This is a genomic window from Paraburkholderia sp. BR10937 (assembly GCF_040965695.1).
GTDB lineage: Bacteria > Pseudomonadota > Gammaproteobacteria > Burkholderiales > Burkholderiaceae > Paraburkholderia.
The window spans coordinates 106,930-126,310 of the sequence record NZ_JBFRCL010000001.1 but is presented as its reverse complement, the minus strand read 5'-3'; the positions used below and the strand labels follow the sequence as shown (position 1 = coordinate 126,310).

At 66.5% G+C, this 19,381-nt stretch carries 16 protein-coding genes; 8 read left to right on the top strand and 8 right to left on the bottom strand.

Features of this window, described 5'->3' with window-relative positions; translation table 11 throughout:
• Positions 1-419: 419 nt before the first annotated feature.
• The 5 genes from AB4Y44_RS00565 to nagE all read left to right on the top strand — a co-directional run bounded on the left by AB4Y44_RS00565 (position 420) and on the right by nagE (position 7,816).
• A complete protein-coding gene (locus tag AB4Y44_RS00565) occupies positions 420-1,154 on the top strand; it encodes a GntR family transcriptional regulator (RefSeq protein ID WP_324148451.1) in 735 nt (244 codons plus the stop codon).
• A 76-nt stretch (positions 1,155-1,230) separates the two neighbouring features.
• Positions 1,231-2,334: an N-acetylglucosamine-6-phosphate deacetylase gene (nagA, locus tag AB4Y44_RS00560; protein ID WP_254314609.1), complete on the top strand. Its 1,104-nt coding sequence runs from the start codon at positions 1,231-1,233 to the stop codon at positions 2,332-2,334.
• Positions 2,327-3,334 carry an SIS domain-containing protein gene (locus AB4Y44_RS00555; protein WP_368698546.1) on the top strand — a complete coding sequence of 336 codons (1,008 nt, stop codon included), beginning with the start codon at positions 2,327-2,329 and terminating at the stop codon, positions 3,332-3,334. The genes nagA and AB4Y44_RS00555 overlap by 8 nt, the downstream gene beginning before the upstream one ends.
• Positions 3,335-3,346: 12 nt before the next feature.
• On the top strand, positions 3,347-5,941 hold the full coding sequence (ptsP, locus tag AB4Y44_RS00550) for a phosphoenolpyruvate--protein phosphotransferase (RefSeq protein ID WP_368698422.1): 2,595 nt from the start codon (positions 3,347-3,349) through the stop codon (positions 5,939-5,941).
• 120 nt (positions 5,942-6,061) lie between these two features.
• Positions 6,062-7,816, top strand: a complete 1,755-nt coding sequence (gene nagE / locus AB4Y44_RS00545) for an N-acetylglucosamine-specific PTS transporter subunit IIBC (RefSeq protein WP_368698421.1) — start codon at positions 6,062-6,064, stop codon at positions 7,814-7,816.
• An 83-nt stretch (positions 7,817-7,899) separates the two neighbouring features.
• On the opposite strand, the gene cydB is transcribed toward nagE, so the two are convergent.
• From cydB to rpoH, 4 genes are all read right to left on the bottom strand, one after another.
• On the bottom strand, positions 7,900-9,036 hold the full coding sequence (gene cydB, locus AB4Y44_RS00540; RefSeq protein WP_368698420.1) for a cytochrome d ubiquinol oxidase subunit II: 1,137 nt from the start codon (positions 9,034-9,036) through the stop codon (positions 7,900-7,902).
• A 37-nt stretch (positions 9,037-9,073) separates the two neighbouring features.
• Positions 9,074-10,660 carry a cytochrome ubiquinol oxidase subunit I gene (locus AB4Y44_RS00535; protein WP_368698419.1) on the bottom strand — a complete coding sequence of 529 codons (1,587 nt, stop codon included), beginning with the start codon at positions 10,658-10,660 and terminating at the stop codon, positions 9,074-9,076.
• Positions 10,647-10,949 carry a cytochrome oxidase putative small subunit CydP gene (gene cydP, locus AB4Y44_RS00530; RefSeq protein ID WP_342919462.1) on the bottom strand — a complete coding sequence of 101 codons (303 nt, stop codon included), beginning with the start codon at positions 10,947-10,949 and terminating at the stop codon, positions 10,647-10,649. Before cydP ends, AB4Y44_RS00535 begins: the two co-directional genes overlap by 14 nt.
• A 188-nt stretch (positions 10,950-11,137) precedes the next feature.
• A complete protein-coding gene (rpoH, locus tag AB4Y44_RS00525; RefSeq protein ID WP_342919461.1) occupies positions 11,138-12,073 on the bottom strand; it encodes an RNA polymerase sigma factor RpoH in 936 nt (311 codons plus the stop codon).
• A gap of 575 nt (positions 12,074-12,648) precedes the next feature.
• Between rpoH and AB4Y44_RS00520 the strand changes: the two genes are divergently transcribed.
• Entirely contained in the window at positions 12,649-13,032 is a 384-nt protein-coding gene (locus AB4Y44_RS00520; RefSeq protein ID WP_342919460.1) for a nuclear transport factor 2 family protein, read from the top strand.
• A 141-nt stretch (positions 13,033-13,173) separates the two neighbouring features.
• Here the strand turns inward: AB4Y44_RS00520 and leuA are convergent, their stop codons facing one another.
• The 3 genes from leuA to ybiB form a co-directional block, all read right to left on the bottom strand.
• Positions 13,174-14,820 carry a 2-isopropylmalate synthase gene (gene leuA, locus AB4Y44_RS00515; protein ID WP_368698418.1) on the bottom strand — a complete coding sequence of 549 codons (1,647 nt, stop codon included), beginning with the start codon at positions 14,818-14,820 and terminating at the stop codon, positions 13,174-13,176.
• Positions 14,810-15,013: a hypothetical protein gene (locus tag AB4Y44_RS00510; protein ID WP_110854400.1), complete on the bottom strand. Its 204-nt coding sequence runs from the start codon at positions 15,011-15,013 to the stop codon at positions 14,810-14,812. Before AB4Y44_RS00510 ends, leuA begins: the two co-directional genes overlap by 11 nt.
• 392 nt (positions 15,014-15,405) lie before the next feature.
• Positions 15,406-16,368: a DNA-binding protein YbiB gene (gene ybiB, locus AB4Y44_RS00505; protein WP_368698417.1), complete on the bottom strand. Its 963-nt coding sequence runs from the start codon at positions 16,366-16,368 to the stop codon at positions 15,406-15,408.
• 267 nt (positions 16,369-16,635) lie between these two features.
• Here ybiB and AB4Y44_RS00500 point away from each other — a divergent pair, with 267 nt between their 5' ends.
• Positions 16,636-17,334: a fumarylacetoacetate hydrolase family protein gene (locus AB4Y44_RS00500; protein ID WP_368698416.1), complete on the top strand. Its 699-nt coding sequence runs from the start codon at positions 16,636-16,638 to the stop codon at positions 17,332-17,334.
• Positions 17,335-17,376: 42 nt separating this feature from the next.
• Positions 17,377-18,024 (top strand): maleylacetoacetate isomerase, encoded by a 648-nt coding sequence (gene maiA, locus AB4Y44_RS00495; protein WP_368698415.1) that lies wholly within the window; start codon positions 17,377-17,379, stop codon positions 18,022-18,024.
• Positions 18,025-18,119: 95 nt separating this feature from the next.
• Here maiA and ftsY read toward each other — a convergent pair whose 3' ends face one another.
• Positions 18,120-19,280 carry a signal recognition particle-docking protein FtsY gene (ftsY, locus tag AB4Y44_RS00490; protein ID WP_368698414.1) on the bottom strand — a complete coding sequence of 387 codons (1,161 nt, stop codon included), beginning with the start codon at positions 19,278-19,280 and terminating at the stop codon, positions 18,120-18,122.
• Positions 19,281-19,381 lie beyond the last annotated feature (101 nt).

Below are 19,381 nucleotides of genomic sequence, written 5' to 3'. Positions count from 1 at the left end.
CCCAGCAGGACCCGAACGCCGTGGCTATCGCCACGGCGTTTTTTTTTATTGCGCGTGCACTCTCGGGAGCCGCGCGATGTTTCCTGGCGAAGTCGCGTGCTGGTCCTGCGGCGGTACTACGGTGGGCTATGTCAGATAACCTGTTGATGCCACTTTGGTCCCATTGTGGGGCCCCGGATACCGCTCAGGGTAAATCCTGATGCCGAACTGCACCTCGCTGGAGCCTTATGTGTTCGTGCAATACTTTGATTTTTAACGATAATTTTCGATGTCCCGCGGCGAGGTGGCATCTGTTGACTGGTCTTATTGTGGTTATATAATGGGCTCGCTTTCGCACCGGACGAGTCTGCGCAACCGGCACTGCCACGCAGCATGCCCGTCCGGCCCCCCACGATCGTCCAACCGTTGGCGCCAAGTCCATGGAAACCCGTTGGTCTGCCCTGATGCCCGATGCGCGCAATGTGACGCCGCTCTATCTGCAGCTGGCGCGCAACCTTGCCACGGCCATTCACTGCGGCGTGTGGTCGGCCGGCGAGGCGCTGCCCTCGGAGCGCACGCTGTCGGACGCCATCGGCGTGTCTCGCATCACCGCGCGCAAGGCCATCGAGCTGCTCGTGGAGCAGGGGCTGATCCGGCGCGCACGCGGCGCGGGCAGCTTCATCACGCCGCGCGTGGAAGATCCGCTTTCGCGCCTCACGGGTTTCACGAAGAAAATGGAGCAGCGCGGCTTCACGCCCGACTCGGTGTGGCTCGCGCGCGAGGTCCGGCCGGCGCACCGCGAGGAGATCGTGCAGCTCGGCCTCTCGCCCGGCGCCTCGGTCGCGAGCCTGCGCCGCCTGCGCCGCGCCGACGGTACCGTGATGGCCGTCGAGCATTCGGCGCTGCCCGTGTCGATCGTGCCGGACCCGGAAGCCATCGAGGGCTCGCTGTATGCGTATCTGGAGCAGCACCGCGTGCCCGTGGTACGCGCCCTGCAGCACTTTCGCGCGGTCAACGCGACGGGCGAGATCGCCGCGCTGATGGGCGTCGAGCCGCGCGCGGCGCTGCTCGTCATCACGCGCGTGGGCTTTTCCGCCGATCAGCGTGCCATCGAGCTGACCGACACCTATTGCCGCGACGGCTATTACGACTTCGTTGCGGAGCTGCGCCAGTGAGTGCCGCCGCAGTCTCTCTCACGTACGTCACCGAAACGTCCTACCGCGCTTCGATGCGCCTCATCGGAAAACTCTCATGCTGAGCGGAAACATACTCACCCCTGAAGGCTGGATCCACGGCACGCTGTCGTTCGAGAACGGACGCATCACCGCGATCACGGGCGAGGCCACCGATCCGGCGAACAACGACGCGCCCTACATCCTGCCGGGCTTCATCGACCTGCACGTGCACGGCGGCGGCGGCGCCGACGTGATGGAAGCCGGCGACGCGATCGAAACCATCGCGCGCACCCACGCCCGCTACGGCACCACGAGCCTGCTCGCCACCACCATGACCGCCCCGCGCGACGAGCTGATGAACGTCGTCGCGGGCCTCGGCAACGTCACGCGCAATCGCACGGCGGGCGGCGCGCGCGTGCTGGGCGTGCACCTCGAAGGCCCGTACATCAACCCGGGCAAGCTCGGCGCGCAGCCCGACGCCGCCGTTTCGGCCGTGCTCGACGAAGTGCTCAAGTACCTCTCGATCGCGCCGATCCGCGTGGTGACCGTGGCGCCCGAGATCGCGGGCCATATCGAGATCATCGGCGAGATGGCGGCGCGCGGCGTGCGCGTGCAGATCGGCCACTCGCTCGCGACCTACGACGACGCCGTGGCCGCGCTCAAGCACGGCGCCTGCGGCTTCACGCACCTCTTCAACGCGATGTCGCCGCTGCATCATCGCAACCCGGGCGTGGTCGGCGCGGCGCTCGCGCATGCCGAGTACGCGGAGATCATTCCCGACCTGCTGCACGTGCATCCCGGCGCGATCCGCGCCGCGCTGCGCGCCATTCCGCGCCTCTATGTGGTGACCGACAGCACCTCGGCCACCGGCATGCCCGACGGCGAATACCGCCTCGGCAGCCAGCACGTGACGAAGTGCCTTGGCGGCGTGCGTCTCGCCGACGGCACGCTCGCGGGCAGCACCCTCACCATGGACCAGGCGCTGCGCAACCTCGTCTCGATCGGCCTGCCGATCGCGGACGTGTCCGCGCGCCTGTCGCGCTATGCCGCCGACTACCTCGGCATCGAAGACCGTGGCCGCCTCGCGCGCGGCGCATGGGCCGATGTCAACGTGTTCGATCGCGAGCTGGCGCTCACCGCGACCTACGTCGAAGGAGAATCGATTGTCGAATATGCTTAAGGAAGCGCTGGCTTCGGCCAGCGTCGTCGCCGCGCAGCTCGCGGACACCTCGCGTGTCGAGGCGCTCGCCCGCGCGCTGGAGGCCGAACCGCGCCACGTCGCGCTCACCGTCGCGCGCGGCAGTTCGGACCACGCGGCGAGCTACTTTGCGGCGCTCGCCATGAGCCGCATCGGCATCCCGGTGGCCACGCTGCCGATGTCGATCGCGACGCTCCAGCAGGCGCCCTTACGTGTACGTGGCCAGTTTGCCCTTGCTTTCTCGCAATCGGGTAGGAGTCCTGATCTGGTCGCGACGATCAAGGCGCTGCGCGAAGCCGGCGCGCTGACGGCGGCGATGGTCAACGTCGCGGGCTCGCCGCTCGCCGAGGCCGCCGGCACGGAGCTGCCGCTCCTCGCCGGTCCCGAGCTGAGCGTGGCGGCCACCAAGAGCTATATCGCGATGCTCGCGATGTCGGCGCAGCTCGTCGGCTTCTGGCAGCGCGACGCCGCGTTCCTCGACGCCGTGCGCGCGCTGCCCGACGCGCTCGATCGCGCGGGCACGCTCGACTGGTCGAAGGCCGTCGAAGAATTGCGAGACGTGAAACAGATGATTGTGATCGGCCGCGGTCCGGGCCTCGCCGTTGCGCAGGAGGCTGCGCTCAAGCTCAAGGAAACCTCGGGCATTCAGGCCGAAGCGTTTTCGAGCGCCGAAGTGCGCCACGGCCCGATGGAGTTGATCGACCGCGATTACCCGCTGCTCGTGTTCGCTCCGCGCGGGCCGGAGCAGTCGGGTCTGATCGAGTTCGCCCGCGACATGGAAAAGCGCGGTGCGCGCGTGCTGCTCGCGGCGCCCGCCGACGTGGCCGGCGCGGCGCTGCCGCTCGAAACGGCTGCCGATGCGGCACTCGATCCCATCGCGGCCATTTTGTCGTTCTACGTGATGGCGGCGGGCCTTGCCGCCGCGCGCGGCCGCAATCCTGACGAGCCGCGTTACCTGAACAAAGTCACCGAAACCCACTAGATTGGAAAGCGAATGGAACGCATCGAGGAGTCTCGCCTGATGGATCCGCACACTCGCGTCGAGGGGCACATCGTACTGGTCTCTCCGCTCACCGGGCCGATCGTGCCGCTCGCGTCGGTGCCCGATCCGGTGTTCTCGGAAGGGTTGTTCGGCGACGGCATTGGCGTCGATCCGCTCGTCGGCCGCGTCGTCGCGCCGTGCGACGGCATCGTCGTGCATCTCGCGCGCACCGGCCACGCGGTCACGCTGCAATCGGCCGAAGGCGCACAGGTGCTCGTGCACGTCGGCATCGACACCGTCGAGCTCAACGGCAAGGGCTTCACGCCGAAGGTTGTGCAGGGCGCCCAGGTGCGGCTCGGCGACACGCTGATCGAGTTCGATCTCGACGTGGTGGCGTGCAATGCGCCGAGCCTCGTTTCGGTCGTCGCGATCGCCAATTCGGATGCCTTCGAAGTGATCGAGCGCGCGGGCGCGGGTCACGTCGAAGCGGGCAAGTCCGCGCTGCTCGTGCTGCGCGTGCGCGACGGCGCGGAGATCGCGGCCGCCCACGAATTGATTGCGAACGAAGTACGCCGCAACGTCACGCTCACGCATGCGGGCGGTCTGCATGCGCGGCCCGCGGCGCGGGCGCGCGAAGCGGTGCGCGGCATCGACGCGCGCGTCGAGGTCCGCTTTGGCGAGCGCAAGTCCGCCATCGAGAGCGTCGTCGGCCTGTTGAGCCTCGGCGCGGGCGAGGGCGCGACCATCGAACTCGTCGGCATCGGCCTGGAGGCGCAACGCGCCGTGGACGCCGTCGCGAACGAGCTCCTGCGCGAAGCGCCCGGCGAGGGCGGCGAAGCGCCGGCGCGGCAGCAGTCGCCCGCGCCCGTGATGCAGGAAGCCGCGGCCGCTGTGGCGTCGTCCGCCGAGCCGGGCGTGCTCGCGGGCGTGTGCGCGGCGCCGGGCGTCGCGGTGGGCAAGCTGGTGCGCTGGGACGAAGCCGAACTGACGCCGCCCGAACTCGCGAGCGGCACGTCGGCCGCGGAAAGCCGCCTGCTCGACAAGGCGATCGCCGCGGTGGACGCCGAGCTGAACCAGAGCGTGCGCACGGCTTCGCAGCGCGGCGCGATCGGCGAGGCGGGTATCTTCACGATGCACCGCGTGCTGCTCGAAGACCCGACGCTCGTCGACGCCGCGCGCGACGCGATCAGCCTCGGCAAGAGCGCGGGCTACGCGTGGCGCGAGGCGATCCGCGCGCAGATCGCGGTGCTCGGCAAGGTGGACGATCCGCTGCTCGCGGAGCGCGCCGCCGACCTGCGCGACCTCGAAAAGCGCGTGCTGCGCGCGCTCGGTCTGTCGAACGCGGCCGCGCGTACGCTGCCCGAAGAAGCCGTGCTTGCCGCCGACGAATTCACGCCTTCCGATCTCGCTTCGCTCGACCGCAAGCGTGTGATGGCGCTCGTGATGGCGCGCGGCGGTGCGACTTCGCACGCTTCGATCATCGCGCGCCAGGCCGGCATTCCCGCGCTCGTCGCGCTCGGCGACGCGCTGCATGCGGTGCCCGAGGGCACCGAAGTCGTCATCGATGCGAGCGCCGGCCGCTTTGCGTACACGCCGAGCGCGCTCGACATCGAACGCGCGCGCAGCGAAAAGCAGCGCCAGGCCGGCGTGCGCGAAGCGAACCGCCGCACGTCGCACGAAGCTGCAGCCACGCGCGACGGCCACGCGGTGGAAGTCGCCGCGAACATCGCGACGCTGGAAGACGCCAGCACGGCGGTGGAAAACGGCGCGGACGCCGTGGGCCTGCTGCGCACGGAGCTGCTCTTCATCCATCGCCAGGCCGCGCCGACGGTGGAAGAGCATCTTCAGAGCTACCAGGCCATCACGGACGCACTGGCGGGCCGCACGGCGATCATCCGCACGCTCGACGTGGGCGCGGACAAGGAAGTCGACTATCTCACGCTGCCGCCCGAGCCGAATCCGGCGCTGGGTCTGCGCGGCATCCGCCTCGCGCAGGTGCGGCCCGATCTGCTCGACGACCAGCTGCGCGGACTCGTTGCCGTGAAGCCGGCGGGCAAGGTGCGCATCCTGCTGCCGATGGTGACCGACGTGGGCGAACTCGTGCGTCTGCGCGAGCGCATCGACACGTTCGCACGCGAAGCGGGCCGCTCGGAGCCGATCGAGGTGGGCGTGATGATCGAGGTGCCCTCGGCGGCGCTGCTCGCGGACCAGCTCGCGCGCCACGCCGATTTCCTCTCGATCGGCACCAACGACCTCACGCAGTACACGCTCGCGATGGACCGTTGCCAGCCCGACCTCGCGGCGCAGGCCGACGGGCTGCACCCGGCCGTGCTGCGTCTCGTGGCAGCGACGGTCGAAGGCGCGAACAAGCACGGCAAGTGGGTCGGCGTGTGCGGCGCGCTGGCGGGCGATCCGCTCGCGGTGCCGCTGCTCGTCGGCCTCGGCGTGACGGAGCTTTCCGTCGATCCGGTTTCGGTGCCGTCGATCAAGGCGCGCGTGCGCAAGCTCGATTACAACGACTGTCGCCAGCGCGCGCAGAACGCCCTCGCACTCGAATCGGCGCAAGCCGTGCGTGCGGCAAGCCGCGAAAGCTGGCCGCTCGATTGATGATTTCTGTTTCACCCACCCTGAGTAATCCTTAGAAACACGCCGGCGTGCGCAGCGATCGCACGCCGGCTTCTCTCACCCACACACGTCAAGCAAGAAATAGAGACTGGAGGCAGTTCAATGGATGGCAATCCGTTTCTCAAGATTCAAAGCCTCGGCCGCGCGCTGATGCTTCCCATCGCAGTGCTGCCGGTCGCCGGCATCCTGCTGCGTTTCGGCCAGGCCGACATGCTCAACATCAAGATCATCGCCGACGCGGGCGGCGCGATCTTCGATAACCTGCCGTTGCTGTTCGCGATCGGCATTGCGGTGGGCTTCGCGAAAGACAACAACGGCGTCGCCGGTCTCGCGGGCGCGCTGGGCTATCTGGTCCAGACCGCCGTGATGAAGGACATCAACGACAAGCTCAACATGGGCGTGCTGTCTGGCGTGGTGGCCGGTGTCGTCGCGGGCATGCTGTACAACCGCTTCAAGGACATCAAGCTGCCCGAGTTCCTCGCGTTCTTCGGCGGCAAACGCTTCGTGCCGATCGTTACCGGGCTCACGTGTCTGGTGCTGGGGATCGTATTCGGCTACGTCTGGGGACCGGTGCAGGGCGTGATCGACAGCGCCGGCCACTGGCTCACCACGGCGGGCGCGATCGGCACCTTCGTGTACGGCTTGCTCAACCGGCTCCTGCTCGTCACGGGTCTGCACCACATCCTCAACTCGCTCGTGTGGTTCGTGTTCGGCTCGTTCACGCCGGCAGCCGGCGGCGCGGCCGTCACGGGCGACCTGCACCGCTTCTTCGCGGGCGACCCCACGGCGGGCAGCTTCATGGCCGGCTTCTTCCCGGTGATGATGTTCGGCCTGCCGGCAGCCTGCCTCGCGATGCTGCACGAAGCCCCGAAGGACAAGCGCGCGATGGTGGGCGGCCTGCTGTTTTCGATGGCGCTCACCTCGTTCCTCACGGGCGTGACCGAACCGATCGAGTTCACGTTCATGTTCCTCGCGCCGGTGCTCTACGCGATCCACGCGGTGCTCACGGGGCTGTCGCTCGCGATCTGCTCGCTGCTCGGTATCAAGCTCGGCTTCACCTTCTCGGCGGGCGCGATCGACTACGTGCTGAACTACGGGCTCTCCACGCACGGCTGGTATGCGATTCCGCTCGGCGCGGTCTATGCGGTCGTGTACTACGGACTGTTCCGCTTCTTCATCCGCCGCTTCAATCTGCCCACGCCGGGCCGTGAAGCCTCGGCGGGCGATACGGCAATCGCCTCGTCGATGTCGGGCGTTGCGGTGGCAGCCGGCGGCGCGGCCGCGGCATCGCTCTCGCGTGCTGCGCGTTACATCGATGCGCTGGGCGGCGCGGCCAACCTCAAGGTGGTCGATGCCTGCACGACGCGTCTGCGTCTCACGGTGGCCGATCCGGCACATGTTTCCGAGCCGGCCTTGAAGGCGATCGGCGCGCGCGGCGTGCTCAAGCGCGGCGGCGAAAGCGTGCAGGTGGTCATCGGGCCGGAGGCGGACATCATCGCCGATGAGATTCGCGGTGAGATCGCACGCGGCGGTGCGGCCGCTGGCAAGGCGACACCCGCGGCGCAGCCTGCGGTTCAGGCCGTTCAGGCTGCTCAGGCGAGCGCGGATGTTGCGCAGGGCCCGCTCGATCCGAATCCGTCGCGCTGGCTCGCGGTGTTCGGCGGCGTTGCCAACATCGTCTCGCTCGATGCGGTGGCGGCCACGCGCCTGCGCGTGATCGTGCGCGACCCGGCGGCCGTGGATCGCGAGAAGCTCGGTGCGCTCGACGTGGTGTGGACTTCGGCGGATACGCTGCACATCGTGGTCGGCGACGCCGCGCCGCGCTATGCACGCGAGCTGGCGCTCCAGCCGGCTTAACCGATTCGCTGTATGCCCGTGAAAGACGCCGCGGCATTTGCCGCGGCGTCTTTGTTTCCCGCGCCGCTCAGTCACCTGGGCGCTCAGTAAAGCGTATGGTGGTTGTCCTGTATCGCGCTGGCGGTGATCTTGCCGCGCATCACGCGATAGACCCACGCGGTGTAGCCGAGCACGATCGGCAGGAAAATGATGACGGCCACCAGCATGATCTCGAGCGTCATCTTGCTCGAGGTCGCGTCCCAGACCGTGAGGCTCGAACGCGGGTCGAGCGAGGAGGGCATGATGAACGGGAACATCGAAAAGCCCGCAGTCAGAATCACGCCGACGATCTGCAGCCCCGTGCTCACGAACGCGAGCCGCTCGAAGCGCGAGCCCGCGAGTGCGAATGCGAGCACGCCGCCGAGCACGCCCACGGCAGGGGCGAGCGCCATCCACGGATAGAGCCCGTAGTTCGCGAGCCAGAACCCGGGCCCCGAATCGACACTCTTCAGGAGCGGGTTGGCCACCGTATCGAGCGGCGCCGGCGACGTGATCGTATAGCCGCCGATGACTGTCGCCACGAGCGCCCCCGCCACGAGAAACAACACGATCGTGAGCGCCGAGAAAAGCCGTAGCGCCTTCGAAGCGCGCATGGCGACGACGCCATCGGTTTTCCTCTTCAGGAACGCCGCGCCGTGGGCGGTGAGCATGCACAGGCTCACCAGCCCGCAGATCAGCGCGAACGGATTGAGGAATGCGAAGAAGCTGCCGTGATACGTCACGCGCAGGTCCGTGTCGTAGGCGAACGGCACGCCCTGGAGCAGATTGCCGAACGCCACGCCGAACACGAGCGCGGGCACGAAGCCGCCGATGAAAAGACCGCAATCCCACCCCTGGCGCCATCTCACGTCCACGCGTTTGCCGCGATAGTCGAAGCCCACGGGACGGAAAAACAGCGAGAACAGCACGAGCAGCATGGCGAAGTAGAAGCCCGAGAACGACGCCGCATAGGCGAGCGGCCACGCGGCGAACATCGCGCCGCCCGCCGTGATGAACCAGACCTGGTTGCCTTCCCACGTCGCGCCGACCGCGTTGATGACGATGCGGCGCTCCTCGTCGGTCTTGCCGACGAAGGGCAGCAGCACGGCCGCACCCATGTCGAAGCCGTCGGTGAGCGCAAAGCCGATCAGCAGCACGCCGATCAGCACCCACCAGATCAACTTGAGCGTTGCGTAGTCCATGGCGTGTTTCCTCGCGTCTTTCGGTGTCCTGCAGCGATCACGAGACCTTGCCGCTGGTGGCCAGCGCGGCCGTCTGCTCGTGGAAGTAGCGGCCGGTATGCAGCGACGAAGGCCCGAGGCGCGCGTACTTGAACATCAGCGTGATCTCGATGATGAAGAGCAGCGTGTAGAAGATCACGAATCCCGCGATGCTCAGCATCACGTCGCCGGGTGCGAGGCTCGATGCCGAAAGACGCGTGGGCAGCACTTCCGCGATGGTCCACGGCTGGCGGCCGGTCTCCGCGACGACCCAACCGAACTCGGCGGCGAGCCACGGCAGCGGGATCGCCACCAGCGCCCAGCCGAGGAACCAGCGGCGGCTGTTCTTGAGCAGCGAGCGCTGCGCACAGAACCAGAAGGCGAGTACGAAGGTCACGAGAAAGAGGATGCCGAGACCCACCATCACGCGGAACGACCAGAACACAGGCGCCACGGCCGGAATCGCCGTTCGCGACGCGGCCCTGATCTGCTCGGAAGTCGCGTCGACCACGTTCGGCGTGAACCGCTTCAAGAGCAGGCCGTAGCCGAGATCGGCCTTGTGCGCCTCGAACACGTCGCGCGTTTCGGTGTCGGCGGTGCCTTCCTTCATCTTTTGCAGCGCGGCGTAGGCGAGCATGCCATTGCGGATGCGCACTTCGGCGCGGCCCATCAGGTCTTTCAGGCCGATTACGGGCGTGTCGATCGAGCGCGTGGCGATGATGCCCATCAGCCAGGGAATGCGGATCGCGTAGTCGGTGCGTTCTTCCTTCTGGTTCGGCAGTCCGAACAGCGTGAACGGCGCGGGGGCGGGCGCGGTCTCCCATTCAGACTCGATGGCGGCGAGCTTGACCTGCTGCACGACGCCATCGGTGTAGCCCGATTCGTCGCCGAGGATCAGCACGCATAGCGTGGACGCAAGGCCGAAGCCCGCGGCGATCGCGTACGAGCGCAGCGCGAACTCGACGTCGCGCCGGCGCAGCAGGTACCACGACGAAATGCCGAGCACGAACATCGACGCCGTCACATAGCCGGCCGAAACCGTGTGCACGAACTTCACCTGCGCGACGGGGTTGAAGATCACCGCGAACAGGCTGGTGAGTTCCATGCGCATGGTTTCGTAGTTGAACGATGCGCCCACGGGGTTCTGCATCCAGCCGTTGGCAATGAGAATCCACAGCGCCGAGAGGTTCGAGCCGAGCGCGACGAGAAACGTGGTGAAGAGGTGCGCGCCTTTTGACAGCCGATTCCAGCCGAAGAAGAACACCCCGACAAAGGTCGATTCGAGGAAGAACGCCGCGAGCCCTTCCACGGCGAGCGGCACGCCGAAAATGTCGCCTACATAGTGCGAGTAGTACGACCAGTTGGTGCCGAACTGGAACTCCATCGTGAGGCCGGTGGTGACGCCCATCGCGAAATTGATGGCGAAGAGCTTGCCCCAGAACTGCGTCATGTCCTTGTAGATCTCCTTGCCGGTCATCACATAGACGGACTCCATGATGACGAGCAGCCACGAGAGGCCGAGCGTGAGGGGCACGAACAGGAAGTGGTAGAGCGCGGTAATGGCGAACTGAAGACGCGAGAGTTCCACCGATTCAATCGTGGGCATGACGGTCTCCTCGCGGGGGCGGCATGGTCTGGGATTGGGAAACTGACGGCTTGAGCGCCGTAGACTCGGGCACGGCCAGGATGGCGTGCGCGACAGCGGCAGGCGGCATGTTCATGTCTTCTGCCTGCGGGTGATTGAAGAACGCGTATTTGAGTGCCATCAAGAGGACGAGCTTGATGGCGAGAACGAGGGCAATATCGCGCGCGAAGGTGGGGCCGCGCATCCACTGGAGGATGCGCGTGCGCAGCAGCGACGATGTGCGCTGGCGTTGACCGGATGCCGGGATCATGACGACGGGTGCCCTCGAACGCGTTACGAGGCCAGGCCGCGGCGCGGCGTCTGGCTCACCACCTCGAAATCATCTTAGGGTGGAATCAGCGAGGCCGGTACGAAGGTGCGCAGCGTGTGGTGCGCGCAAAAGAAAAACCCCGTTCGCGGGAACGGGGTTTTCGGTGTGGCGTGAAGACCTGGCGACGCTTATGCGTAGTCGGCGAGCGCGGTGCGCATCTTCTTCATGGCGCTCGCCTCGATCTGGCGAATGCGCTCGGCCGAAACGCCGAACTCGTCGGCCAGTTCGTGCAGGGTCGAGCCGCCCGAACCGTCGTCGTCCACGTTGAGCCAGCGCGCCTCGATGATGCGGCGGCTGCGTGCGTCGAGCGCTTCCAGCGCGCTCGCAATGCCGTCCGACTGCAGGCGGTCGCGCGAGCGCGCGGCGAGCACGGCGCTCGGCTCGCTGTGCGAGTCGGCCAGCCAGGCGATCGGGGCGAACGACTCCTCGCCGTCTTCGGTCTGGCCTTCGAGCGCGATGTCGGCGCCCGAGAGGCGCGTTTCCATCTCCACGACCTCTTCGCGCTTCACGTTCAGTTCCTGCGCGAGGCCGTCGATTTCCTCCGGCGTGAACGACTGCAGGCCCTGCTTGTGGCTGCGCAGGTTGAAGAACAGCTTGCGCTGCGCCTTGGTCGTGGCGACCTTCACCATGCGCCAGTTGCGCAGGATGTACTCGTGGATCTCAGCCTTGATCCAGTGCATGGCGTACGACACGAGGCGCACGTTCTGCTCGGGGTCGAAGCGCTTCACGGCCTTCATCAGGCCGATGTTGCCTTCCTGGATCAGGTCGGCGTGCGGCAGGCCGTAGCCGAGATAATTGCGCGCGATCGACACCACGAGACGCAGGTGCGACAGCACCAGGCGGCGCGCGCTTTCAAGATTGTTCTGCTCGCGAAACTCGGTCGCGAACTGACGCTCTTCTTGCGGCGTCAGCATCGGGATCCGGTTCACGGCCTGAATATAGGCGTCGATGTTGCCCAGCTGGCCGGGCAACAGGGAAGCATTCGCGAGCGCCAATGAGCCCCCGGCCTTGGCCGACGACGGGCTCAGCGTACTCGGAAGGGTCATGGTCATTGCGTTGCTCACGTAGCGAACTCCTCAGAATCTTGCAAAAGTCAGACACCGACTCCACGGTGGATGTTAGCACTCTGAATCCCCGAGTGCTAACACTTGGAGTCTGTAGGGGCTTCAAGGTTCCTTGATTCCTATCGAAATGGTTGTATCGATAGATTACACTAAACGCCGGCGGTCAAGCAGGGCGGGGCCTGGCGCCCGGCGCAGGCCCGCGCAGGGGGCAGGCCGAAGGAACACTCTAGAACAGGGCAGCAGTCCAGCGCGAGGGCGCGGAAAATAAAGGGTGGAATCAGCGACGCTCGAAGGACCGCGGAGCGCCTGGACCTTGCCACGGAATCTGACAAATAGACATCGGACAAAGACGAAAGTGCTGCGCTGCGACATCCGGGCGCGGCCGCCGGAATGTCGCTGTCGCCACGCGCGGTTTTCACCGGGCGCGTGGCGTATGCAGCATACATGGAGGCGATGTCTTTGATCGCAAGTATCCTTGCGCCAAAACCTGGTATAAATTTCAGCCAGACGTATGCAGAAAATCTTCGGCGTAGATCTGCGCTCAGGCGCGGACCGACGCGCAAGGGGCTCGAGCGATGGCGGCAAAACTAATCGATGCGATTCGCGGACTTGAGCGCGAGCGCTTTCGCGCGATGGTCGACGGCGACGGCACGTCGCTGGACCAGTTGCTGTCCGATCAAGCGACCTTCGTGCACACCAACGGCAAACGCGAGACCAAGCAGCAGTTCATCGAGGCGATCACGGCGGGCCGCCGCCGCTACCGCCAGATCGAGATCCAGTCGCAGGACGTGCTGCACGCGGGCAACGAGGCCTGCGTGGTCTCCGGCCGCGTGCTCATCGAGATGGAGGCGAACAACGGTGCGCTGCTCTTTCCGATTGCCTATACGGCGATCCAGACGCAGGAAGGGGGCCACTGGCGTCTGCTCGCGTGGCAGGCGACGCGTTGCGCGATCGAGTGACGACCGGTAAGTCCGCTCGCTGAAACGCCGCGTAGGCGCTTCAGGCGCACGCCGGCGGCCCGTTTTGCCGCCGGCGCTCAACAATGCCGCCGATTTCCCTGCTCAAACTCAAACTGCTTCGCGCACCGCGTGCGGAAGGCGTCAGGCCGCCGCGCGCCGATCCATTTGCGGCCAGGTCGCGCGATTCACCGCGCTGACGACTGCCGCGACGCACGCATGGACCGCGTCTTCGCCCACGCCCACACCGTGGCGCAACGGCTGGCCGCCCACGCGCGCGCCGACGAACACGGCCGTGCTGCCCTGCGAGGTGCGCTCGGTCTCGAACGACGTGATTTCGATGCGCTCGCCGGCGAGTGCCGCGATGGCAGCGGCAACAGCTTGCGCATGTGCTTCGTCGCTGCTCGTGGCAGCCGGCATGGCCACATCACGGCCTTCCCAGCGCACGCGACCCGAACCGGCGTTGGCAGCCGGCCCGCGCGTCTCGAAGTACTCGCGCGCGAACAGTGTGCAGACCGCATCGCCCGTGATTTCCTCGCCAGACGTATCGGCGACGCTCTGCACGGCGTGGCTGAACTCGATCTGCACGCGGCGCGGCGGCGTGAAGCCCATGCCGCGCTCGAGCAGATAGGTCGCGCCACCCTTGCCCGACTGGCTGTTCACGCGGATCACCGCGTCGTAGCTGCGGCCGAGGTCGGCGGGATCGATCGGCAGATACGGCACTTCCCAGACGGCGTCGGGCTGCTGCTGCGCGAAGCCCTTGCGGATCGCGTCCTGGTGCGAGCCCGAGAACGCGGTGAACACGAGGTCGCCCGCGTACGGGTGGCGCGGATGCACGGGCAACTGGTTGCAGCGCTCGACCACGCGGCGCACGGCGTCGATGTCGGAGAAGTCGAGGCCCGGGTCGATGCCCTGGGTGTAGAGGTTCATCGCGAGCGTGACGAGATCGACGTTGCCGGTGCGCTCGCCGTTGCCGAACAGGCAGCCTTCGATCCGGTCCGCGCCCGCGAGCAGCGCCATTTCAGCGGCGGCCACCGCCGTGCCGCGGTCGTTGTGCGGATGCACCGACAGCACGATGCTGTCGCGGTAGGCGAGATTGCGGTCCATCCACTCGATCTGGTCGGCGTAGACGTTGGGCATCGCCGCTTCGACGGTCGCCGGAAGATTCACGATCATCTTGTGATCGCGCGTCGGGCGCCACGTCTGGGCCACCGCGTCGCAGACTTCGCGCGCGAAAGTCAGCTCGGTCATGCTGAAGGTTTCGGGCGAATACTGGTAAGTCCAGTGAGTTTGCGGGTTTTTATCGGCATGTTCGCGGATGATGCGCGTGCCTTCGACTGCGAGCGCTTTCACTTCCTCCTTCGACTGGCCGAACACGATCTTGCGGAACGACGGGCAGATCGCGTTGTAGAGGTGGACGATGGCGCGCGGCACGCCTTCGAGCGCTTCGAACGTGCGCGCGATCAATTCTTCGCGCGACTGCACGAGCACTTCGATCGTCACGTCGTCGGGAATGCGTTTTTCGGCGATCAGCTTGCGCACGAAATCGAAGTCGGTCTGCGAAGCGGACGGAAAGCCGACTTCGATTTCCTTGAAACCGGTCGCGACGAGCATTTCGAAGAATTCGGTCTTCTGCTCGATGCTCATCGGCTCGATCAGCGACTGGTTGCCGTCGCGCAGGTCGGTGCTCATCCAGATCGGCGCGCGCTCGACGGTGCGCGTCGGCCATTTGCGGCCGTTCAAACGGATGGCGGGGAAGGGGCGGTACTTCTCGGCGGGATTACGCAACATGACGAGCCTCGTTCTTCATGGTGTCGTTTGCGATGGCGGTCGGCAGCGGGCGGTTGGCGGGCTGGCGACGGAGCACGATGCGCGAAACTTCACGCGTACGGGCGGCAACCTCGGACGCGAAGAAGACGGCCACGGTGACGGCGGTAACCGGCGCGGCGAAAGCGGACGTGAACGATGCCCATGCAACGTGCATTTTGACCTCGCGACTCGTCCGAACGGTAAGCGGACGAATGCAGACGACAGGTTGTAGAGATACTGCGGATTTGGGGTACTGCGAGAACTGCTTTGGGAGGACCGCGGTGACCGGAGGAGGAGGTCGTTGCGGCGCTACACCAGCTTTAGGCCAGGCGTAGCGATAGGGCCGATAGTCGGCCGAGGGTAATTCGGAGGGTGTTCGGGTAGGAACGCATTTGTCCAATGTAAATCAGGGCGGACGCGCGTGTCAACAGCGAATTTGCAGATTGACCGCGTGAAGATGCGTGGAGATGGCCGACGAAGCGCGCCGATGCGCTAGTGGCGGAGCGCGCGGGTCGCCCGCCCCGCATGGCTTTCAGTGGATTGGGCGACGTGTTTCGGGTTCGATCGTCAGCGCTTCGCGATGCGCTTGATCGTCTCGATCTGGCGCGTGATCGCATCCGGCGCCGGCGCTTCGCCGCGCAACACGGCGTCGATCCAGGCGGCCGTCGTGGGCGCGTCGCGGCCTTCGGGGAGATCGATTTCGGGCGCGCCGGGCGACGAGCGCTCCGGTTCGACCAGGGTTTCGCAGATGCCGTCGTGCAGCCAGTCGACCTGCACCTGGCGGCGGGTATCGGCGACGGCTTCGCCCTCGGTGCCGCGCGCGAGCAACGCGCCGCCCACCGCCGCTTCCGGATGCGCCGCGAAGAGGGCGCTCAGGCTTTCGCGGTACGGCGGGTGCGTGTAGTTCACGAGACGCAGGCCGGGCTCGGCGAACGGCTGCAGCAGCTTCACGAGCGTATGCGTGGAGTTGCGCACGCCCATGCGCCGGCGCATCGAGAGCAGGCGCGCGAGTTTGGGCGCGAGCGTTTCGATCGACGCAAACGCCACGCGGCCCGACGCCAGTTGCGCCTCGATTTCGGCGTGATCGCGTGCTTCGGGCCGATTCAGCGCAGCGAAGATTTCCGCGCTCGTGACGCGGCCCGGATCGTTGACGACGCCGTGTACGAGCGTCGGCACGCCTTCGCGCGCAAGCAGCACGGCGAGCAGCGGCACGAGATTCGGCTGCTTGCGCGCGCCGTTGTAGCTTGGGATCGACACCGGCCGATAGTCGCCTCGCGGCACCGCGAGCGGCGCGAACGAGGCATGCGCAGCGGACAGCATGGCGGCCAGTTCATCCGCGGTTTCGCCCTTGAGGCGGTAGGCGAGCAGTACCGCGCCGAGCTCCAGCTCGGGCACGCGGCCGTCGAGCATGGCGGCGTAGAGGGCGTGCGTGTCTTCGGACGAGAGTGAGCGGGCGCCGTGCGGTCCGCGGCCGATCTCCTTGATGAAGCGGGCGCACGGGAAGATATCAGTGGAGGCGGCGGTGGTCATGGGCGGGCGCGGTTCGTTCGACGGCGTGCGGCGGGCCGCCGTCGTATTGAAATGGGGATGCGGGAAGTATCGCACGAGCACACGGTGCCTCGCCGGCCGCGCCTCGCCGGCCGCGCCTCGCCGGCCGCGCCTCGCCGGCCGCGTGAAGGCGCCGCCGTGCACGCCCACCGCCGCGCGTTACACTCGCGATTGTTCCGGCGGCGCAAGCCGTGCGATTTACGGGCCCGCGTGCTTCGTACACGCCCCATCACAAAGACGGAGAACTCCATGACGTACGTATTCGAACCGGCGGCGCTCGCTTCGGTGCCGGTGGCAGGCAGCGACACGCGTTTTCCGGTGCGGCGCATCTACTGCGTTGGCCGCAATTACGAAGCGCATGCGCGCGAGATGGGCCACGATCCGAACCGTGAGCCGCCGTTCTTCTTCTCCAAGCCCGCCGACGCCGTGCTCTACGTTGCGCCCGGCTCGACCGCCGAATTTCCGTATCCCGCACAATCGCAGAACGTGCACTTCGAGATGGAACTCGTCGCGGCCATCGGCAAGGGCGGCAAGGACATTCCGGTCGCGAGCGCACTCGACCACGTGTTTGGCTACGCGCTCGGCCTCGATATGACGCGCCGCGACTTGCAGGGCGAGGCGAAGAAGCTTGGTCGTCCGTGGGATACGGCCAAGGGCTTCGACCATTCGGCGCCGATCGGCCCGATCCATCCGGTGTCGAAGATCGGTCAGCTCGAGAAGGGCGAAATCTGGCTCGCGGTCAACGGCGAGGAGAAACAGCGCTCCGACATCTCGCAGATGATCTGGCCGGTTGCCGACACGATCGCGTTCCTTTCGACGCTGTTCGAGCTGAAGGCCGGCGACCTCATCTACACGGGCACGCCAGAGGGCGTGGGCGCCGTGGTCAAGGGCGATCTGATGACGGGCGGTGTGGCAGGAATCGGCGAATTCGCCGTGCGGGTCGTCTGAGCGGCGCGGCCCGCATCAGGATAAGAGGAGCAAGAGAGGAGCATGAAGCTTTACAGCTATTTCCGCAGTTCGGCGTCGTATCGGGTGCGCATTGCGCTGAATCTGAAGAACCTGTCGTACGAGTACGTCCCGGTTCACCTCGTGCGCGACGGCGGCGAGCAGCTCAAGCCCGCCTACCGCCAGGTGAATCCCGACGCGATCGTGCCGTCGTTCGTCGACGACCAAGGGCACACGCTCCAGCAGTCGCTCGCGATCATCGAGTATCTCGAAGAGACGCATCCCGAGCCGCCGCTGCTGCCGAAGTCGCCCATCGATCGCGCTCACGTGCGCTCGCTCGCGCTGCAGGTGGCGTGCGAGATCCATCCGGTGGACAACCTGCGTGTGCTCAAGTACCTGAAGCACACCGTGGGAGCGGACGACGCGATGAAAGACGCGTGGTACCGCCACTGGATCGAGGCGGGTTTCGCGACGCTCGAACAGCGGCTCGCCAGCGATTCGCGCACCGGCAAGCTCGCTTTCGGCGACACGCCGACCGTCGCTGATCTTTGCATCGTGCCGCAGGTCTACAACGCGAACCGCTTCAAGATCGACACGACGCGTTACCCGACCATTCAGCGCATCAACGACTACGCGCTCACGCTCGACGCGTTCGCGCGCGCCGCGCCGGGCGTGCAGCCGGATACGGAATGAGTGTTTGACCGGCTAACGCTGGCCGCATCAATGGAAAGGGCGTCGTTCGCGAGAACGACGCCCTTCGTGAAACTAAATCCGGGTAAAGCGCGCTATCAGCTGCCAAGCAGCGCGTCGGCGAATTCTTCGGCCACGAACGGCTGCAGGTCTTCGACCTTTTCGCCCACGCCGATGAAATACACGGGAATCGGCCGCTGCCGCGCGATCGCGGCGAGAATGCCGCCCTTGGCGGTGCCGTCGAGCTTCGTGACGATCAGGCCGGTGAGGCCGAGCGCGTCGTCGAAGGCCTTGACCTGGGCGAGCGCGTTCTGGCCCGTGTTCGCGTCGATCACGAGCAGCACCTCGTGCGGCGCGCCGTCGAACGCCTTGCCGATCACGCGCTTGACCTTCTTCAGCTCGTCCATCAGGTGCAATTGGGTGGGCAGGCGGCCCGCGGTGTCGGCCATCACCACGTCGATGCGGCGTGCGCGTGCGGCGCTCACGGCGTCGAAGATCACCGCCGCCGGGTCGCCGCTTTCCTGCTGCACGACCGTCACGTTGTTGCGCTGGCCCCAGATGGCGAGCTGTTCGCGCGCGGCGGCGCGGAAGGTGTCGCCGGCGGCGAGCAGCACGCTCTGGTCGAAGCTTTGCAGATGCTTGGCGAGCTTGCCGATGCTGGTGGTCTTGCCCGCGCCGTTCACGCCCGCGATCATCATCACGAGCGGTTGTGCGCGGCCGAGCATGAGCGACTTCTCGAGCGGCTTGAGCAGGCCGATGAGCAGCTCGCGCAGGGCGTTCTTGACCTGCTGAGCGTCGGTCAGGCGCTCGGCGCGCACCTTCTGGCGCAGCGTTTCGAGCAGATATTCGGTCGCGTCGACGCCCGCATCCGACATCAGCAGCGCGGTTTCGAGCTCTTCGTAGAGATCGTCGTCGATCTTCGCGTTGACGAAGATGCTCTGGATGTTCGAGCCGGTTTTCGAGAGCCCCGACCTCAGGCGCTTGAGCCACGATTGCCTGGCTTCGGGCTCGAGTGCGGGTGGCGGGACGATTTCGACGGCTTCCGGTTCGTCGTCGTTGTCGTTGGCGGCTCGCTGCGGCGTGATCGGAGCGGCCACGGCCGGTCGAACGGACGGCGCAGGCGGCATTTCGCGCACCGCACTGGTGGGTTCGTCAACGGCCTCGTCCGGCGCCTCGAGGGTGGCTTCGTCCTGCGCGTTCTCGGCCGGCGCGTTCTCGGCGTCCTTCGAGCCGCGGAATCGTTTGAAGAAACTGAACATGGTCTGGGGGAGGTCAGGCGCGCTGCGGGTCGGACCGAGGGGCGGTCAGCGACGGCATGGGAAGAGGTAACGCGCGGAAAACACGACATTTTATCAGGCGC